The organism is Alkalihalobacterium chitinilyticum (genome assembly GCF_029028005.1).
Classification (GTDB): domain Bacteria; phylum Bacillota; class Bacilli; order Bacillales; family Bacillaceae_F; genus Alkalihalobacterium; species Alkalihalobacterium chitinilyticum.
This window is the reverse complement of record NZ_JAOTPO010000007.1, coordinates 212,834-231,606: the sequence shown is the minus strand read 5'-3', so window position 1 is coordinate 231,606 and position 18,773 is coordinate 212,834. Positions and strand designations below refer to the sequence as shown.

At 37.2% G+C, this 18,773-nt stretch carries 15 protein-coding genes and 1 rRNA gene; 7 read left to right on the top strand and 9 right to left on the bottom strand.

All coding sequences use genetic code 11. The features are described 5' to 3' along the window. From N7Z68_RS12360 to dnaA, 9 genes are all read right to left on the bottom strand, one after another. Nucleotides 1–312 (bottom strand): 16S ribosomal RNA (locus tag N7Z68_RS12360); the annotation flags it as partial. 334 nt (nucleotides 313–646) lie between these two features. Next, nucleotides 647–1,726, bottom strand: a complete 1,080-nt coding sequence (locus N7Z68_RS12355) for an HD-GYP domain-containing protein (RefSeq protein ID WP_275118782.1) — start codon at nucleotides 1,724–1,726, stop codon at nucleotides 647–649. 438 nt (nucleotides 1,727–2,164) lie between these two features. After that, entirely contained in the window at nucleotides 2,165–4,753 is a 2,589-nt protein-coding gene (gene gyrA, locus N7Z68_RS12350) for a DNA gyrase subunit A (protein ID WP_275118781.1), read from the bottom strand. 41 nt (nucleotides 4,754–4,794) lie between these two features. Continuing rightward, nucleotides 4,795–6,711: a DNA topoisomerase (ATP-hydrolyzing) subunit B gene (gene gyrB, locus N7Z68_RS12345; RefSeq protein WP_275118780.1), complete on the bottom strand. Its 1,917-nt coding sequence runs from the start codon at nucleotides 6,709–6,711 to the stop codon at nucleotides 4,795–4,797. A gap of 136 nt (nucleotides 6,712–6,847) precedes the next feature. Beyond that, entirely contained in the window at nucleotides 6,848–7,111 is a 264-nt protein-coding gene (gene remB / locus N7Z68_RS12340; RefSeq protein ID WP_275118779.1) for an extracellular matrix regulator RemB, read from the bottom strand. Nucleotides 7,112–7,120: 9 nt separating this feature from the next. Then, nucleotides 7,121–8,236: a DNA replication/repair protein RecF gene (gene recF / locus N7Z68_RS12335; protein ID WP_275118778.1), complete on the bottom strand. Its 1,116-nt coding sequence runs from the start codon at nucleotides 8,234–8,236 to the stop codon at nucleotides 7,121–7,123. A gap of 13 nt (nucleotides 8,237–8,249) precedes the next feature. After that, a complete protein-coding gene (gene yaaA / locus N7Z68_RS12330; RefSeq protein WP_275118777.1) occupies nucleotides 8,250–8,471 on the bottom strand; it encodes a S4 domain-containing protein YaaA in 222 nt (73 codons plus the stop codon). Between the two features lie 230 nt (nucleotides 8,472–8,701). Beyond that, complete coding sequence (dnaN, locus tag N7Z68_RS12325; protein WP_275118776.1) at nucleotides 8,702–9,844, bottom strand: DNA polymerase III subunit beta; 1,143 nt, start codon at nucleotides 9,842–9,844, stop codon at nucleotides 8,702–8,704. Between the two features lie 166 nt (nucleotides 9,845–10,010). Beyond that, entirely contained in the window at nucleotides 10,011–11,363 is a 1,353-nt protein-coding gene (gene dnaA / locus N7Z68_RS12320) for a chromosomal replication initiator protein DnaA (protein WP_275118775.1), read from the bottom strand. 688 nt (nucleotides 11,364–12,051) lie between these two features. Between dnaA and rpmH the strand changes: the two genes are divergently transcribed. From rpmH to rsmG, 7 genes are all read left to right on the top strand, one after another. Further along, nucleotides 12,052–12,189 carry a 50S ribosomal protein L34 gene (gene rpmH / locus N7Z68_RS12315; RefSeq protein WP_209125223.1) on the top strand — a complete coding sequence of 46 codons (138 nt, stop codon included), beginning with the start codon at nucleotides 12,052–12,054 and terminating at the stop codon, nucleotides 12,187–12,189. A gap of 112 nt (nucleotides 12,190–12,301) precedes the next feature. Next, complete coding sequence (gene rnpA / locus N7Z68_RS12310) at nucleotides 12,302–12,706, top strand: ribonuclease P protein component (protein ID WP_275118774.1); 405 nt, start codon at nucleotides 12,302–12,304, stop codon at nucleotides 12,704–12,706. A 16-nt stretch (nucleotides 12,707–12,722) separates the two neighbouring features. Then, a complete protein-coding gene (spoIIIJ, locus tag N7Z68_RS12305) occupies nucleotides 12,723–13,490 on the top strand; it encodes a YidC family membrane integrase SpoIIIJ (RefSeq protein ID WP_275118773.1) in 768 nt (255 codons plus the stop codon). After that, the gene (gene jag, locus N7Z68_RS12300) at nucleotides 13,487–14,104 is read left to right on the top strand and encodes an RNA-binding cell elongation regulator Jag/EloR (protein ID WP_275118772.1); all 618 of its coding nucleotides are present in this window, start codon (nucleotides 13,487–13,489) and stop codon (nucleotides 14,102–14,104) included. The genes spoIIIJ and jag overlap by 4 nt, the downstream gene beginning before the upstream one ends. A gap of 455 nt (nucleotides 14,105–14,559) precedes the next feature. Then, nucleotides 14,560–15,936, top strand: coding sequence for a tRNA uridine-5-carboxymethylaminomethyl(34) synthesis GTPase MnmE (gene mnmE / locus N7Z68_RS12295; protein ID WP_275118771.1), 1,377 nt, complete (start codon nucleotides 14,560–14,562; stop codon nucleotides 15,934–15,936). A 21-nt stretch (nucleotides 15,937–15,957) separates the two neighbouring features. Next, a complete protein-coding gene (mnmG, locus tag N7Z68_RS12290; RefSeq protein ID WP_275118770.1) occupies nucleotides 15,958–17,847 on the top strand; it encodes a tRNA uridine-5-carboxymethylaminomethyl(34) synthesis enzyme MnmG in 1,890 nt (629 codons plus the stop codon). An 18-nt stretch (nucleotides 17,848–17,865) separates the two neighbouring features. After that, nucleotides 17,866–18,582: a 16S rRNA (guanine(527)-N(7))-methyltransferase RsmG gene (gene rsmG, locus N7Z68_RS12285; protein ID WP_275118769.1), complete on the top strand. Its 717-nt coding sequence runs from the start codon at nucleotides 17,866–17,868 to the stop codon at nucleotides 18,580–18,582. Nucleotides 18,583–18,773: the final 191 nt, after the last annotated feature.

The window sequence follows — 18,773 nt, the reverse complement described above, 5'->3', positions numbered from 1 at the left end:
TCACCCTCTCAGGTCGGCTACGCATCGTCGCCTTGGTGAGCCGTTACCTCACCAACTAGCTAATGCGCCGCGGGCCCATCCTGTAGTGTTAGTATCCCAACTTTTACAATGACACCATGTGGTGTCATTGATTATCCGGTATTAGCTCCGGTTTCCCGAAGTTATCCCAGTCTACAGGGCAGGTTGCCCACGTGTTACTCACCCGTCCGCCGCTAACCTCTTAAGAGCAAGCTCTTATAAGGTCCGCTCGACTTGCATGTATTAGGCACGCCGCCAGCGTTCGTCCTGAGCCAGGATCAAACTCTCCATAAAAGTGTTTGATATAGCTCACTTCCACAGGATGTGGCGGCTTCGATGTTGCAACAGGACGTTGCGTTCTTAATCGAAGTTCATTCATCACTGTGACGTTTTTAAAACATTGACGAGATATCATGTATCTCATTTATTTCGCTTGGCTTTTTGTTCAGTTTTCAAAGAACTTTTTGTTGTCATTGCGACAACTTAATCAATATTACACTATACAAATTAGTAAGTCAATAGTGTTTTTTATTTCTTTTGCTGTATTGCTGTATCGCTGTATTTCCTTAGCGACAAGAAATATTATATCAAGATATTTATTATAATGCAATAGTTTATTTTAAAAAATTTAATTGAGTATATCAGCTATATAGAGAGAAGACTGTGTACTTAGATTTATAATATCCTCTGAGTTATTGAGCTTAACCATTGGCCGTGTTAAGTGCTGTTGATTCATAAAGATAACCTCACCTAGTTCACCATTGTTAAGCCGAGCGGTTATTCCAACTAAATGTCTTAATAATTCTTTTGTTAATGCTTGAATGACACTTGGTTGAAATTTTCCAAATTGCTCTTGATTTAACTCTTCAATTACTTTGAAAGGTGATTGTTTTGTGCGGTAGTATCTCTCTGATACCATCGCATGATATACATCGGCTACTGCAACGATTTGACTGAATGCATGTATTTTTTCAGCCTGTACTCTCATTGGATAACCGGAACCATCTTCTCGTTCATGATGTTGAAGAACTGCTAATAAGACAGCATCTGTTACACCTTTTAATCCTTTAAGCATTTTATAACTATTAATAGGATGTTTTTTCACTTCCTCATATTCCGCTTGTAAGAGAGGGCCGTTTTTTGTGATCAGTTGGTGAGGGAGTTTCGACATTCCAGCATCAGACATTAGGCCAGCTATTCCAACCTGTATCCATTCAGCTTTTGAGAAATGTAGACTTTTTGCTATTAGAGCAGAAAGAACTCCAACAAAAACAGCATGATGGTACAAGTAATTTTCTTTTGTCGAATAATGGTGCAGCTTTAATACATCCCCTTGATGATCCATTGCCTTTTCTAATAATGGTAAATACATTTTACGTAATTGTGCTATATCTACAGTTAGCCCTGATTGCCAACCTTGAAAATATTTTTTATACGTTTGTACAGCCGAAAGATACATGTCTATAAAAGGATCTTCTTTTTCGAGAACCGGTTCACTTTCTTCATCTATTATTTCTTTCGGAGTAAATCTCTCACCGGTTACTAACTTATTCTCTACTTCAACAACATCAACTAAAAATCGATTGATCATTTCTAACAATTCAGCGGTTAACACTGTATTTTTTTTCATAAAAGGTTGGTTCGTTTGTAAAAATAGATCGCTGGCAATGATACATCCTTCTTGTAATTGATTCCTCTTAACCTTCATAATGTCCCCTCTATCCCAATACTGTTAGATCTATTATACGTTACTTTTATCAGGTAAATAAAGGGTTTTTTCTGAGAAGTGACTGATTTTATAGGACTTAAAAACTACAAAATGTTACACGAACACACTTCTTTTATACCAGATTGCTGACTACAGTAGTCCTGATAATACTCATTAGAGAACAGCACACACGCCCGTTCAGCAACCTGCCAGCTTGAATTCTAACGTATAAGATAAAGGAAACACCGTGAACGCTAGTATGCCGTTGTTGTCACAAGGAGTTGAGCCAAGTCTCAATAGTTGCGGCGGTTGAAGCTAGACATCTTCGACTCTTTTGCTTCATTTCTTTTTAAAAAAATAAAAGACCCTCCTCAATAACCATTGAGAAAGGCCCTTTTACTATATTGTAACTTAAATTGAAGTCATTTCAAACTCTAATTATTCGTTAGTGTCGTCTGGTTCTGGTTCTGGTTCTAGTTCTACTTCTACTTCTGCTTCCAATACACGATCTGCTGCTGAAGTTTCTTCATTATTGACTGTATCAGGGTTAGTGATCTCTTCTTCACCTTCAACGTCGTCTTCTCGTTCTTCAATATCTTCATCATCGATATCTACTCGAGCTACCGTTGCTACTTCACCATCGTCACCTACACGAATAAGGGTTACCCCTTGTGTATTTCTTCCCAATTGTGAGATTTCACTTACATGCAGGCGAATGATGACGCCAGCTGTTGTAATAATCATAAGATCGTGATCATTAGAAACAACGGTTAATGAAACAACTGGTCCATTTTTATCAGTGATGTTACATGTTTTTATACCTTTACCACCACGATTTTGAATGCGGTAATCATCAATCGTTGTTCGCTTACCATAACCTTTTTCAGTAACAGTTAATACGTCGTGATCGGCTTCAATGATATCCATTCCAACAACGCGGTCATCATCAGATAACGTAATTCCTTTAACACCTGTAGCTGTACGTCCCATTAAACGAACGTCATCTTCATGGAAGCGAATAGCTAAACCGCTCTTCGTTCCAATGATAATTTCTTGATTTCCATCGGTTAAACGAACCCCTAGCAATTCATCTTCTTCACGTAGATTAATAGCAAACAATCCGCCTCTGCGAATATTTGCAAAGTAAGATAATGGTGATCGTTTACAAATTCCTTCTTTCGTCATAAAGAAAAGATTATGTTTATCATCAAACTCTTCAATTGGAATGACTGTACTAATGTACTCTTCTTTCTCAATTTGTAAAAGATTGATAATTGGAATTCCTTTTGCCGTTCTTCCCAGCTCAGGAATTTCATACCCCTTTAGACGATAAACTTTCCCTTTATTTGTAAAGAAGAGAATCGTATGATGTGAGTTTGTCGTAAATAGATGTTGAACAAAGTCATCATCATTTGTACCCATTCCTTGAATTCCCTTCCCGCCGCGCTTTTGGCTGCGGTAAGTCGAAATCGGCAAACGTTTAATATAGCCATTATGAGTTAACGTTATAACGATATTTTGACGAGGAATAAGATCTTCATCTTCAAATGATTCTTCCCCAATGGAAATAATCGTACGGCGCTCATCATTGAATTTTTCTCGAACTTCTATTAGTTCTTCACGGATAATTTCTAATACTTTTTCTCCATCCGCTAAAATAGCTCTTAATTCTGCTATACGTTGAACGAGTTCAGCGTATTCAGCTTCAATTTTATCTCGCTCTAATCCTGTCAAACGTTGTAATCGCATATCCAAGATCGCTTGAGCTTGTTCGTAACTTAATTCAAATCGCTCCATTAATCCGTTTCTTGCAATTTCAGTCGTTTGTGAACCTCGGATTAATGAAATAATTTCATCAATATGGTCTAATGCAATACGCAGTCCTTCAAGAATATGGGCTCTTGCTTCTGCTTTTCTTAACTCAAACGCTGTACGGCGACGGATGACCACTTTTTGGTGCTCTAAGTAATGGTACAAGCACTCTTTTAGGTTTAACACTTTAGGTTGCCCGTCTACTAGCGCTAATAAGTTAATCCCATAACTTGTCTGAAGTGCTGTTTGCTTAAACAAATTATTTAGTAACACATTTGCATTCGCATCACGACGAACTTCAATGACGATTCGCATACCTGTACGGTCGGACTCATCACGAAGGTCTGTTATTCCATCTATTTTTTTATCGCGGACAAGTTCTGCAATCTTTTCAATCAGCTTTGCTTTATTCACTTGGTACGGGATTTCTGTTACGATTATTCGCTGCTTACCATTTTGCATTTCCTCAATATGAGACTTAGCTCTAAGTGTAATAGAGCCTCTACCCGTTTGATAAGCCTTTCTAATTCCTGAAATCCCAACAATTTCTGCTCCTGTCGGGAAATCTGGACCAGGTATAAAATCCATTAATTCAGCAACACTAATTTCAGGATTATGGCTTAACTCCAACACACCATCAATTACTTCACCTAATTGATGTGGTGGAATATTCGTTGCCATTCCTACAGCAATACCTGAAGTACCATTGACTAAAAGATTTGGAAAACGCGATGGTAACACAATCGGTTCTCTTTCTGAACCATCATAGTTATCTTGGTAATCAATTGTATCCTTGTTAATATCTCGGATAAGCTCCATCGAAATTTTCGACATTCTTGCTTCTGTATAACGCATCGCTGCTGCTGCATCGCCATCAACCGATCCAAAGTTCCCATGCCCATCAATAAGCATATAGCGATAACTAAAATTTTGCGCCATCCGTACCATCGTTTCATAAACCGCTGAGTCGCCGTGAGGGTGGTACTTACCAATAACCTCACCAACGATACGAGCTGATTTCTTATAGGCTTTATCAGATGTCATGCCAAGCTCATTCATAGCGTATAAAATTCGTCTATGAACAGGCTTTAAGCCGTCTCGAACATCAGGTAACGCACGGCTGACAATAACACTCATTGCGTAATCTAAGAAAGATGATTTCATCTCTTGGCTAATATTTATTTCTTTAACTCTTGAACGGTCTTGTTCTTCCATTTAGAAACCTCCAATATATCCGTTTCGAGCAAGGTTGAGTACTATATATCTAAATTCTTAACGTATTGAGCATTTTCTTGGATAAAATCTCGTCGTGGCTCTACCTTGTCTCCCATCAAGATTTCAAATACTTCATCGGCTTTCATTGCATCTTCTAGTGTTACTTGTAAGACGGTTCTTGTTGACGGATCCATCGTTGTCTCCCATAGTTGTTCAGGATTCATTTCCCCTAAGCCTTTATAACGCTGAATGCCAGGTTTTGCTTTATCTGGGATCTCACTTAAAATCGCATCTAGTTCTTTATCATTGTACGCGTATTGTATATCACGGCCTTGTTGTACTTTGTATAACGGTGGTTGCGCAATATAGATATAGCCTTTTTCAATAATCGGACGCATATAACGATAGAAAAACGTTAAAATTAAAGTACGGATATGAGCACCATCAACATCGGCATCTGTCATAATGATAATCTTATGGTAACGTGCTTTTTCAATGTTAAAATCGTCACCAATTCCTGTGCCCAGAGCCGTAATGATCGCACGAATTTCATTATTTGCTAGTATTTTATCGAGTCGCGCTTTTTCGACATTAATAATTTTTCCACGCAGTGGTAAAATGGCCTGGAAGTGACGATCACGACCTTGTTTTGCTGATCCACCCGCAGAGTCACCCTCAACAATATAAATCTCACTGATTGTAGCATCTTTAGAAGAACAGTCAGCTAATTTTCCAGGTAATGAACTTACCTCTAGTGCACTTTTCCTTCGAGTCAGCTCTCTAGCTTTTTTGGCAGCTTCACGTGCTCTTGAAGCCATTAACCCTTTTTCAACAATCTTCTTCGCTACCGTCGGGTTTTCAGATAAGAAACGAGCAAAGTGCTCAGAAAATAAGGAATCAGTAATCGTTCTAGCTTCACTGTTTCCTAGCTTCGTCTTCGTTTGCCCTTCAAATTGCGGATCAGGGATTTTGACTGAAATAATAGCAGTTAATCCTTCACGTACATCTTCACCTGTTAAGTTTGGATCATTTTCTTTAAATAAATTTTGCTTTCTAGCATAGTCATTAATTACACGCGTAAGGCCGGTTTTGAACCCAGATTCATGGGTACCCCCTTCATGTGTACTAATGTTATTAGCAAAAGAATAGATGTTACTGGTATAACCATCATTATACTGAACAGCAATTTCAACATTTAATCCATCTTTTTCGCCTTCAATGAAAATCGGCTCTTCATGAAGAGTTTCTTTCGTTCGATTAAGATGTTCTACAAACGAAGCAATTCCACCTTCATAGTGGAATTTTGCAGACTTCCCATCAGGGCGATTGTCGGTAATTTCTAGCGTTAGACCACGATTTAAAAAGGCTAACTCTCGTACTCTTGTCGCTAACGTATCATACTCATAAACCGTTGTTTCTCTAAAAATTTCAGGATCAGGCTTAAAATGAACCTTTGTTCCATGGTCTTCCGTTTCACCAATCACTTGGAGATCTCCTTGTGGAACACCGCGTTCAAATCGTTGATGATGTATCTTACCATCACGAGAAACAGTTACCTCTAACAATGAGGAAAGAGCATTTACAACCGAAGCACCTACACCGTGCAACCCGCCAGATACTTTGTATCCGCCTCCGCCAAACTTTCCGCCAGCATGGAGCACTGTCATGATAACTTCAACTGCAGGTCTTCCCATTTTCTCATGGATACCAACAGGAATACCTCGTCCGTTATCTACAACAGTTATACTATTATCGTCTTCAATTGAGATTGTAATCGTGTCACAATAGCCAGCCATTGCTTCGTCAATACTATTATCAACGATTTCCCATACTAAATGGTGTAAGCCTCGTATACTGGTAGAACCAATATACATTCCTGGACGTTTTCTAACAGCTTCTAAACCTTCTAACACCTGTATTTGACTTTCATCGTATGAATGTTGTTGTTCAATCGTCAATCTCTTCACCTTCACTTCTATCAGTGATTTCCACTGTCAATTTTTATGTCGTCAATCAAGAAAAGCGCGAGTCCCCGTTTAGCAGCGCTGAAGCTGCAAATCACCTAAATGTTATACTTCTTATCTTTGTAAAGAACTAATCAGCATAACTTTCAAGCTCAGACACCACATGAGCTCTTCGTTTTAATGTCACAGATGAAATCGGGGAATAATACACCTTTTCAGTCGTTATGACAATCGACTTAATGATTTCTTCTGAAATCTGGACAACATAATTTGCTTTTAAATGGGCATTAATAAACTCTTTTGTTATTCCTGATGACTCTTTCATATCGCTATTTAATATAGCTACAACATCTTTGGAGCGGATAATCGTATCTCCACCTAAATGAATAAACAAAAGACCACCTCAGTTCTTTTTCTCGACTTGACCTTGATTGACAAAGTACGTCGCTGCTTGCTTTAAAGTTTGATGATCAATTCCTTCTACACTTGTTGTTGTAACAAATGTTTGGACTTTTCCTTGGATTGTATTTAATAAATGCGATTGCCGGTAATCATCTAATTCTGAAAGAACATCATCTAAGAGAAGAATAGGATACTCACCCACTTTAGAATGAATCAGTTCGATCTCTGCTAACTTTACTGACAAAGCTGTCGTCCGTTGTTGTCCTTGAGAACCAAATGTTTGTACATCCATGTCATTCACTAAAAATCCAATATCATCCCGATGCGGACCAACAAGAGTTGTTCCTCTTTGGATTTCTCTTTCCTTTACTTTTTCAAATCCGTTATAGAGTTCTAGTTCTATTTTCGACAATTCCATCTTTTCTGATACGTTAATAGATGGTTTATATTGGAGTTTTAACAACTCTTTTCCTCGACTGATCTCTTTATGGATAGCTTCTGCCCAATTTTGAAGTAACTCAATAAACTCAAATCGTTTTGCAATCACCTTAACGGCTTCCGCGACTAGCTGTGCAGTTATCACATCTAGCATCACTTTATTGCCTTTATTCTTTTGTAATTCTTTGAGGAGGTGATTTCGTTGTTGAAGGATTTTTTGATATTTACCTAAGTGAAAAAGATATAGTGGATTAATTTGACCTATTTCCATATCAATAAAACGTCTCCTCACTTGAGGAGCGCCTTTTACTAGATTTAAGTCTTCCGGGGCAAACATCACAACATTTGCTGCACCAATGTATTCACTTAATTTTCGTTGTTCTAGACTATTTATTTTTACTTTTTTACCTTTTGAGGAAATAATAACTTCTAACGATAACGGGCCATTTCGTCTTTGAAGCTTGCCATCTATTTTTGCAAATTCTTCATTCCAATGAATTAATTCTTTATCACGAGCGGTTCGATGTGATTTTGCCATCGCAAGGACATAGATGGCTTCAATTAAATTTGTTTTTCCCTGCGCATTTTCACCAAGAATAACGTTTACTCGATCTTCAAATGTCAGGGTTACTTTTTCATAATTTCGGTAATTAGTTACCACTAGTTCTTTAATGTGCAAAGGGTGATCCCCCTTAAGATCCGTTCACTATCTTGAAAGTACCTACTGTTGAAATGGTAATTTGATCGTTAGGATATAATTTTTTTCCGCGACGGTTTTCTAATTCATTATTCACAACAACTTCATGCTCAGATAAAAACCATTTAGCCATACCACCTGTATCAATGACTCCAATTTCTTTAAGCAGTTGACCTAAAGTAATATATTCAGAATTAATTACTACTTCTTCTGGCATAGAGAACCCTCACTTTCTTGTACAAAGATAAAACAGCAATCTTTTCGGCAATTGCTGTTATTCATCGGTTTCACCTTTTTTACTCCATCGGTAATTAAGTTCTTATCTCTATTGTACTAAACTATTAGTAGAACGCCAATAGCTGTGCATTAACTTAGTAAAATCCCATTATTTAAGCCTTTCCTTATGTTTCTAAAAAGCTGCAGGCCATTGGCTTGCAGCTGTATCGATTAGTAAGTACGCACTGGAGAAAATAGATGAAGTGCTAAATCATGTTCTGTTGGTCGAACAACAAACGGACTCATGGCTCCAGTAAATACAATATGAATTTCCTCACTATCGACAACCTTCAGGGCATCAATAACATTTTTTCCATTAAATGAAATTCTTAAATCCTCACCACTTAAATCACTGCTCTTAATTTTCTCAGTAACTTTTCCAATTTCAGGCGTAATTGAAGTAATTTCAATTTCACCCTCTTCAAGTGTCTTTAAGTTTATCACATTATTTTTCCCTTCTCTTGAAAGTAATAATGCTCTCTCTAACGTTTGTAAAAACGGTTTTGTTTTAATTTTAAATTCCGTCTTTGAATGTGTCGGGATCATATTTTTAGTTACTGGATATTTACCATCTAGCAATCTTGAGAAAAACAATAAATTATTTAAACGAAATAAAACTTGGCTTTCAGTAACAACAACATCAATGAGTTGATCTGTTTCTTCTAAAACTTTACTTAATTCACTTAAACTTTTTCCTGGGATTACGACATTTTCAAAATGCAGCTCTGTATTATTTGTTTCGATCTTTGCTTTTCTCATCGCTAACCGGTGACTATCTGTTGCAGTACAGATTAACTCTTCGTTTTCTACTGTTAAGTTTACACCTGTCAACACCGGACGTGTTTCCTGAGTGGACACCGCGAACCCTGTTTGTCGAATTATGTTTTTTAGTAAGTCTTGTGGTAAACGAAAAACATGATGTTCTTCGACTTGTGGTAAGCGCGGGTATTCTTCCGGATCAAGCCCGTTTAAATTAAAGACAGCTGAACCTGAACGAATCGTAGTGGCAAATTGATCTTGTACAGAAAGTTCAATTTGACCTTCAGGAAGTTTTTTTACGATTTCCGCAAAATACTTCGCTTGAAGTACAATACTTCCTTCTTCTAACACTTCAACTAGAACTTTGTCATTTTCTTCTGTAGGAATAAAGCTCTCAATTGAAATATCAGAATCGCTCCCTGTTAATGTTACACCTTCTTTTGTTGCAACAATCTTAATACCAGTAAGAATGGGAATCGTCGTTCTTGAAGAAACAGCTTTTGACACATGCTGGACACTATGTACGAAACGATCTCTATTAATTACAAATTGCATGTTTGATCACCTTTAATTAATTATTTTTTTATTTAAAAAAGTAATAGTAATAGTAATAGGGCTTGTGGATTTGTGGATAAGTAGAAAATAGTCGAAAGATAAAGCCTATACACATGTGGATAATGTGTGCATAGGCTAGGTTGAGTTATTCACATAAATCACAAATTTAATTTCTTAGTTGTTCGACTATGTCTTGAACTTTTTGTTGTAGCTCGTGATCGGTCGTTAACAATTTTGATATCTTTTCGTGAGCGTGAATGACCGTTGTGTGGTCACGCCCCCCAAATTCACTCCCGATTTTAGGTAAAGATGCATCTGTCATTTCTCGAGATAAATACATCGCAATCTGACGTGGAAAAGCTACAGACTTTGTTCGTTTTTTTGCTTTAAAATCATCTAATTTGACACTATAGTGTTCTCCAACTGCTTTTTGAATATCAATGATTGTCAGCACTTTCGGTTTTGAATTAGGAATAATATCTTTAAGCGCATCTGCTGCCAGGTCTGCATTCATATCTTGATTTATGAGCGATGAATAAGCAACAACGCGAATGAGAGCACCTTCTAATTCACGGATATTCGTGTCAATTTGGTTTGCGATATATAACATAACTTCATTCGGAATATCTAAATTCTCAGCTTTTGCTTTCTTTCTTAAAATAGCAATTCTCGTTTCTAAATCAGGAGGAGTAATATCAGTGATTAACCCCCACTCAAATCGAGAACGTAACCGGTCTTCTAACGTTGGGATTTCTTTAGGTGGACGGTCACTTGAAATGACAATTTGTTTGCTTTCTTCATGCAACGCATTGAATGTATGGAAAAATTCTTCTTGTGTTTGTTCTTTTCCAGCTAAAAACTGAATATCATCTATTAAGAGCACGTCCACATTTCTGTACTTATTACGAAAATGAACAGCTTTATTGTCACGGATTGAATTTATAAACTCATTCGTGAATTTCTCTGATGATAAATAAACTACTTTTGCATTCGGATTATGATCGATAACGTAGTGACCGATTGCATGCATTAAGTGGGTTTTTCCAAGCCCGACACCACCATAAATAAACAAAGGATTATAAGCTTTTGCTGGAGCTTCGGCAACGGCTAGTGATGCAGCATGAGCAAAACGATTTCCAGAACCAATAACAAAAGTATCGAATGTGTATTTTGGATTTAACATACTTTTTGGGATGTCACCGTTAGCTGGAAGCGGCTCTTTTGGTAACTTCTTTACTTCTTGTTCAATTAAAAAGTCATCCTCTAATTGGTTTTTGGGAATAATAAATTTAACACTTAAATTAGATCCAGTAATATCTTCTAACGTTTCAGAAATAATACTCGAATAACGATTTTCTAACCAATCTCTCGCAAACTCATTAGGTGCAGTAATGATGATCGTATCACTTTCAATACTGTTTGCTTTTGTAGCCTTTAACCATGTTTCGAAGCTTGGTTTACTTACCTTCACTTCCATTGCAGCAAGAGCTCGGTCCCATAAGTCGTTTATGTTCTCCAATTATTGCTCCCTCCTTTTCTTAGGGATTAATTTCCGTACTTTAAAAAATAATTAAATAAAAACTTGGCTTATATCCAAGTTTTTATAGGATAGTAGCTTTCTTCTACCTTTCTGTACAACGATTGTATAATGCAGTTTTTTATAAATGTATAAGTATGCAATACACATAATGTGTGGAGAAATGTATAATATAGTAGAAAAGCGTCGTAATATAAATTATAAACATTGTGTGGACAAGACTATAAACACCTTTTAGTAACTGTCCACAGGTTTATGCACAGGTTGTGGATAATGTTACTTTGTTCGAAAACTATCCACGGGTGAAAACAAATATATAATAGCAAAAAATGATAGGTGTTGCAACGCTTTTATTGATTTATCCACAGAATACTAGCCCTTGTGTTTAGTTTTTGTCCACAACACTAGATGGTGTGTATATGTTGTAAATAATCTTGAGGAAAAGTCAGATGCTGTCGATAAATGTTATCCACAAGTCGAAAAGTGTAATGACATATGAGATTTTGTCTACGGATCCTTTGAGATGGTTATTCTAGAAATGAGTAAGCTGATGATTATGAAAGATTTAACAACATGACAAATCGAAAGGTGTACTTGACAATTGGTCGGTTCGTTCCTTATAATTTACAAGAATGTCTATGTTGAGTATATCCTCAGGGAGGTGTTATAGATGGGAAAACCAACGTTTCAACCAAATAACCGAAAGCGTAAGAAAGTTCACGGCTTCCGTGCACGTATGAGCACACCAAACGGTCGTAAAGTCTTAGCTCGTCGTCGTCGTAAAGGAAGAAAAGTATTATCTGCATAGGCCACTGGAATCTTCAGTGGTCTTTTTCACTAAAAAAAGAGGCAGCGATAATGCTGCTCTTCTATTTAGTAGTAGAAAATTTAATTATAATTAGGATCGTTGGGGGTAACGGATGAAGAAAGCTTTTCGAATTAAGAAAAATGAAGAGTTCTCTATAGTATTTAAAAAAGGAAAGTCCGTTGCTAACCGTCAATTTGTCTTGTATGCACTTCATAAAGAAGGACAACCTCATTTTCGGATCGGCTTATCGGTTAGTAAACGAGTTGGTAACGCTGTGATGCGTAATCGAATTAAAAGAGTCATACGTGAATGGTTCCACCAGTATGAAGATCAGTTAATGCAAGATAAAGACTATGTGGTTATTGCGAGAAAACCGACAGCAGATATGGATTTTTTTGAGATGGAAAAAAGTTTAATCCATGTTTCTAAAAAAGCTGGTGTGTTTTTAAAAGATCGTTTACATAGTGAAAATCAGGCGGTGCCTAACCGTAAAAATAAAAGTAGATTTGGTGAATGACAAGGAGGAAATATAGGTGTCAAGAAAGCTTGGTTTAACCTTGTTGCTTATCAGTATGCTTGTGCTTCTTACAGGGTGTTTTAACCTAGAAGAACCAATCAACGCTGAAAGTACTGGTGTTTGGGATCGCTACCTTGTATATCCATTATCTTGGTTAATCATTTATTTTGCAGATGTTTTTAATGATAGTTTTGGTTTGGCTATAATAATAGTAACTATCTTAATCAGGACAGTACTTCTACCATTAATGATAAAACAAACTAAGAGCGCAAAGGCGATGCAAGCAATACAGCCGGAAATGCAAAAACTACGTGAAAAATATAGTGCAAAAGATCAAAAAACACAACAAAAGCTTCAACAAGAAACGATGAAAATGTTCCAGGAAAAAGGAGTCAATCCTTTAGCTGGATGTTTACCTTTATTTATTCAAATGCCAATATTACTTGCATTTTATCATGCAATTATGCGTACTGAAGAAATTGGCCATCAGCAATTCTTGTGGTTCTATCTTGATGTTCCTGATCCAATTTTACTTCCGTTGATTGCTGGTATTACGACATTTATCCAGCAAAAGATGATGATGGTAACGGACAATCCGCAAATGAAGATCTTACTTTACATGATGCCGATCATGATTTTCGTCTTTGCGATGTTCTTCCCAGCAGCGTTAACATTGTACTGGGTAGTAGGTAACTTATTTATGATTGTACAAACCTACTTTATTACAGGTCCTAATGTAGGGAAAAAAGATGAGCCAGCAAGTGCAGGAGGAAAGAAAAAGTGAAAAAAGTGACTGCATCTGGAAAAACGATTGAAGAAGCGATTGAAAAAGCGTTAGTAGAACTAAATACCACAAGAGAAAAAGTAGAGGTACAAGTGAAAGAGGAACCTCAAAAGGGATTCTTTGGACTTTTCGGTGGAAAACCTGCAGTGGTTGAAGTTGAATTAAAACCTGATTCCGTAGAAGAAGCTAGGGATTTTCTCAATGTTTTATTCGAAAAAATGGATGTCCAAGTGAATATCGTCATAAAGGCGGATAGTCGGGAAACTATTTTTGACTTACAAGGTGAGCATATAGGAACTCTAATTGGAAGAAGAGGACAAACATTGGATTCGCTTCAATACTTAGTGAATTTAGTGGCTAATCGCAACTCAGATGGCTTTTTACGTATTCGTTTAGATGCAGAAAACTACCGGGAACGCAGAAAGCAGTCGTTAGAGCAGTTAGCCGAACGACTAGCAAAAAAAGCAATCCAAACGAAAAAAACGGTCAAGTTAGAGCCTATGCAAGCTCATGAACGTAAAATCATTCACACTGCACTTCAAAATAGTAAGGGAATCGCAACATACTCTGAAGGGCAAGAGCCGAAACGATATATTGTGATCAACCCGAAATAAGGAATCAATGGTGATATCTATAAATGGCTGTGCATCTCAAAAATGAGGTGTACAGCTTCTTTTTTTTTGTTAAGAAAACAAAGTTTTCAGCAAAGAATTTATCTACGAAACGGTCAGTTTACATTAAGTATAAGTGCAAGTACTGATCTGTCTTTGCCTAAACGTATGCAATCACTACGTTTTTTTTTAGCGTTTATTAAGGATTCCATATGGCTGATGATGTTGATTTTAGCAAAAGGAAGTGAAAAAACTTTCTATTTTTAGATGGAAATGAATTGTCCACATGTGGATAGTTTTTCTTCTAAGAATATAGGTTAAAATAATACGGAGGTTGTTGATATCTTTTTTTGGACGGGAATATGTGGTATTCTATTTTTTTAGGGAAGTATATTTGAACGATTATATAATGAAAGTTATTTTATTATAGAAATGAAGCTCAGAAGTGAGGTGACACAATGGAGTTGGATACAATTGCCGCTATATCAACACCGATGGGAGAGGGAGCGATTGCCATCGTAAGACTTTCTGGTGATGATGCAATACAAATTGCGGACAAGGTATATAAAGGAAAGCAACGATTAGGAGAAGTTGAAAGTCATACGATCCATTATGGATATATTATTGATCCTCAAACAGGAAATAAAGTAGAGGAAGTCATGGTATCTGTTTTAAGAGGTCCTAGAACATTTACACGTGAAAACATTATAGAAATTAATTGTCACGGTGGCTTAGTGTCAGTTAATCGAGTTTTGCAACTGGTGTTAAATGAAGGAGCACGTCTAGCTGAACCTGGTGAATTTACGAAGCGAGCTTTTTTAAATGGAAGAATTGATTTATCTCAAGCTGAAGGTGTTATTGACTTAATTCGTGCCAAAACCGACCGTGCTATGAATGTAGCGCTAGGGCAATTAGATGGCCGGCTTTCAAAGAAAATTAAAACACTACGCCAAGCTTTGTTAGAAACGGTAGCACACGTAGAAGTAAATATTGACTATCCAGAGTATGATGCTGAAGAAATGACAAATCAACTCTTACTCGAAAAAGCTCAATTTGTGTACCAGGAAATAGAAAAGTTATTAGAAACAGCGGCACAAGGAAAAATCCTAAGAGAAGGTTTAGCTACCGCGATTATTGGACGCCCAAACGTGGGGAAATCTTCATTATTAAACAGCTTAGTTCATGAAAACAAAGCGATTGTTACTGATATTCCAGGTACAACAAGAGATGTGATTGAGGAATATGTTAATGTAAGAGGTGTTCCTTTACGGTTAATTGATACGGCAGGAATACGTGAAACTGAAGATATAGTAGAAAAAATTGGTGTTGAGCGATCGCGACAAGCATTGAAAGCGGCTCAACTGATCCTCTTAGTTCTTAATTATAGTGAAGAATTAACAAAAGAAGACGAAGCTTTAATGGAAGCCATAGAAAATATGGACGCCATTATTATCGTTAATAAAACAGATTTAGAACAAAAAATTGATCTGGAACGGGTTAAAGAACTCGCAATAGATCGTTCCATTGTAACGACATCCTTACTGCGAGACGAAGGTGTCGATGAACTGGAAGAAGCAATTAAAGAACTGTTTTTTGTTGCGGGTATTGAAGGAGAAGATGTAACCTATGTCTCAAACTCCCGGCACATTGCTCTTCTTAACCAAGCTAAAAAATCGGTTCAAGATGCGATACTTGCCGTTGAAAATGGAATGCCAGTGGATATGGTACAAATAGATATAACTAGAACGTGGGAATTACTAGGTGAAATTATTGGCGATAGTGTGCACGAAAGCTTAATTGATCAACTGTTTTCTCAATTTTGTCTAGGTAAATAAGTAAAAGGAGCTGAAAACCACATGCAATATCAAGGTGGTGAATTTGATGTTATCGTAATTGGTGCAGGTCATGCTGGCTGTGAGGCCGGCCTTGCAGCCGCTCGAATGGGAGCCCAAACGTTAATATTAACTTTAAATTTGGATGCAGTTGCGTATATGCCGTGTAACCCTTCAGTAGGAGGACCAGCCAAAGGGATAGTCGTTCGAGAAATTGATGCCCTGGGCGGAGAAATGGGTCGAAACATTGATAAGACACATATTCAAATGCGCATGCTGAACACAGGAAAAGGCCCTGCAGTTCGTGCATTACGAGCGCAAGCTGATAAGTTTATGTATCAGCATGAGATGAAAAATACAATTGAAGAAGAAGAGAACTTATTACTTCGACAAGGCATGGTCGATCGCTTAATTGTTGAAGATGGGGTATGTAAAGGTGTTATTACAAATACAGGTGCAGAATACCGTTCAAAAGCAGTCATTATTACAACGGGAACCTATTTAAGAGGAAAGATCATTCTTGGTGATTTAGCCTACGAAAGTGGCCCGAATAACATGCAACCATCTGTTAAGCTCTCGTATCACCTTCAAGAATTAGGGTTTGAGATGGTTCGCTTTAAAACAGGAACACCGCCTCGTGTGAACAGCAGTACGATCGATTATTCCAAAACGGAAATTCAACCGGGTGATGATGTTCCACGAGCCTTTTCATATGAAACAACAAAATACATTACCGATCAACTACCTTGTTGGTTAACGTATACGAGCGAACAAACACATCATATTATTAATGACAACTTACATCGTTCACCTATGTATTCAGGTGTAATTGAAGGAACAGGACCGAGATATTGCCCATCGATTGAGGATAAGGTGGTACGATTTAATGATAAACCGCGACATCAAATCTTCTTAGAACCTGAAGGTAAAAATACAAAAGAAGTGTATGTTCAAGGATTCTCAACGAGCTTACCAGAAGAAGTGCAGTTAAAGATGTTAAAGACGATCCCTGGACTAGAAAACGTGAGAATGATGCGTCCAGGATATGCAATTGAGTATGATGCGATTGTTCCGACTCAATTATGGCCAACGCTTGAAACGAAAAAAATCTCAGGGTTATTTACAGCAGGACAAATCAACGGAACTTCTGGTTATGAAGAGGCTGCAGGACAAGGTCTGATTGCAGGAATTAATGGGGCGAGATATTCCCAGGGAAAAGATGGACTTATCCTGGATCGTTCGCAAGCTTATATTGGTGTGTTAATTGATGACTTAGTAACAAAAGGTACAAATGAGCCGTACCGTTTACTGACTTCACGTGCAGAGCACCGCTTACTGCTGCGTCATGATAATGCTGATTTAAGACTTACAGAAATTGGGTATAACATCGGTTTAATACGAGAAGAACGATATGAACGATTTAAAGAGAAAAAACGACTAATTGAAGAAGAAAAGCAAAGGTTAGAAGAAGTGATGATCAAGCCGAATGAGGATGTTCTAGCTTTGTTAGCCAATGCACAGTCTTCTCCATTAAGTGAGGCTATACGTGCAGTGCACTTATTAAAAAGACCTGAAATTAAATATTCATTAATTGAAAAGATGGTTCCTGCAGATAAAGATATATCTGACGATGTTGCGGAACAAGTTGAAATTCAAGTGAAATATGAAGGCTATATTGAAAAACAATTACAACAAGTAGCGCGTGCATTGAAAATGGAAGATAAAAAAATTCCGGAAGATCTCGATTATCATGCCATCTCAGGGCTGGCAACAGAAGCGAAGCAAAAGTTAAGTCAAGTTCGTCCGTTATCCGTCGGTCAAGCTTCACGTGTTTCAGGTGTTAATCCAGCTGATATTTCCATCTTGCTTATTTATTTAGAGCAAGGAAAGCTAGCAAAAGTAAAACCATCCTAATTGCATTTTGGAGGACCTATGAGTAAAGAACAATTTCAGCATATGTTAGAAGAGAAGGGGATTTCTCTTTCGCCGACACAACTTGAACAATTTGATCGTTATTTCCACACATTAGTCGAATGGAATGAAAAAATGAACTTGACGGCAATAACAGAAGAGAATGAAGTGTACTTAAAGCACTTTTTTGACTCCATTTCCGCAGCTTTTTATTTTGATTTTTCGAAGCCGTTTAAAATTATTGACGTAGGAGCAGGGGCAGGATTTCCGAGTATTCCATTAAAAATCTGCTTCCCACATCTTCATGTGAGCATTGTTGATTCATTAAATAAGCGAATCGGTTTTTTAAATCACTTAGCGGATACACTGAACTTAGATAACGTATCTTTTTTCCATGACCGGGCTGAACAGTTTGGAAAAAATAAAGATCATCGTGAAAAATACGATATTGTCATGGCGAGAGCAGTCGCAAGAATGCCTGTACTTACAGAACTTTGTCTTCCATTAGTTAAAGTGAATGGAACATTTATTGCGATGAAAGGCGCAGGAGCGAGTGAGGAATTGCAAGAGGGAAAAAAAGCAATCTCATTACTTGGCGGAAAGCTAGTGAAAGATGAGCGTTTTCTCCTGCCGATCGAAGAAAGTGAACGTCACATTATAATAGTAGAAAAACTAAAAGCAACACCAAACAAGTATCCAAGAAAGCCAGGTACACCTAATAAACAACCGCTCGTATAAACAAGATCGAAGGGGAGAGCTGTGGAAGAAAAGGAATAACAATTGACACAGCTCTTTTCTTTTTAAATTCATGACAACTGATTTTGAAAGTGATGTTATAATTAATGTAGAAAGTTTATCATGCCTTATTAGTTGAAGTGAACGAACGTTATCTAGTGATGGCCTTTATAAAATAATGATAAAATATCGGT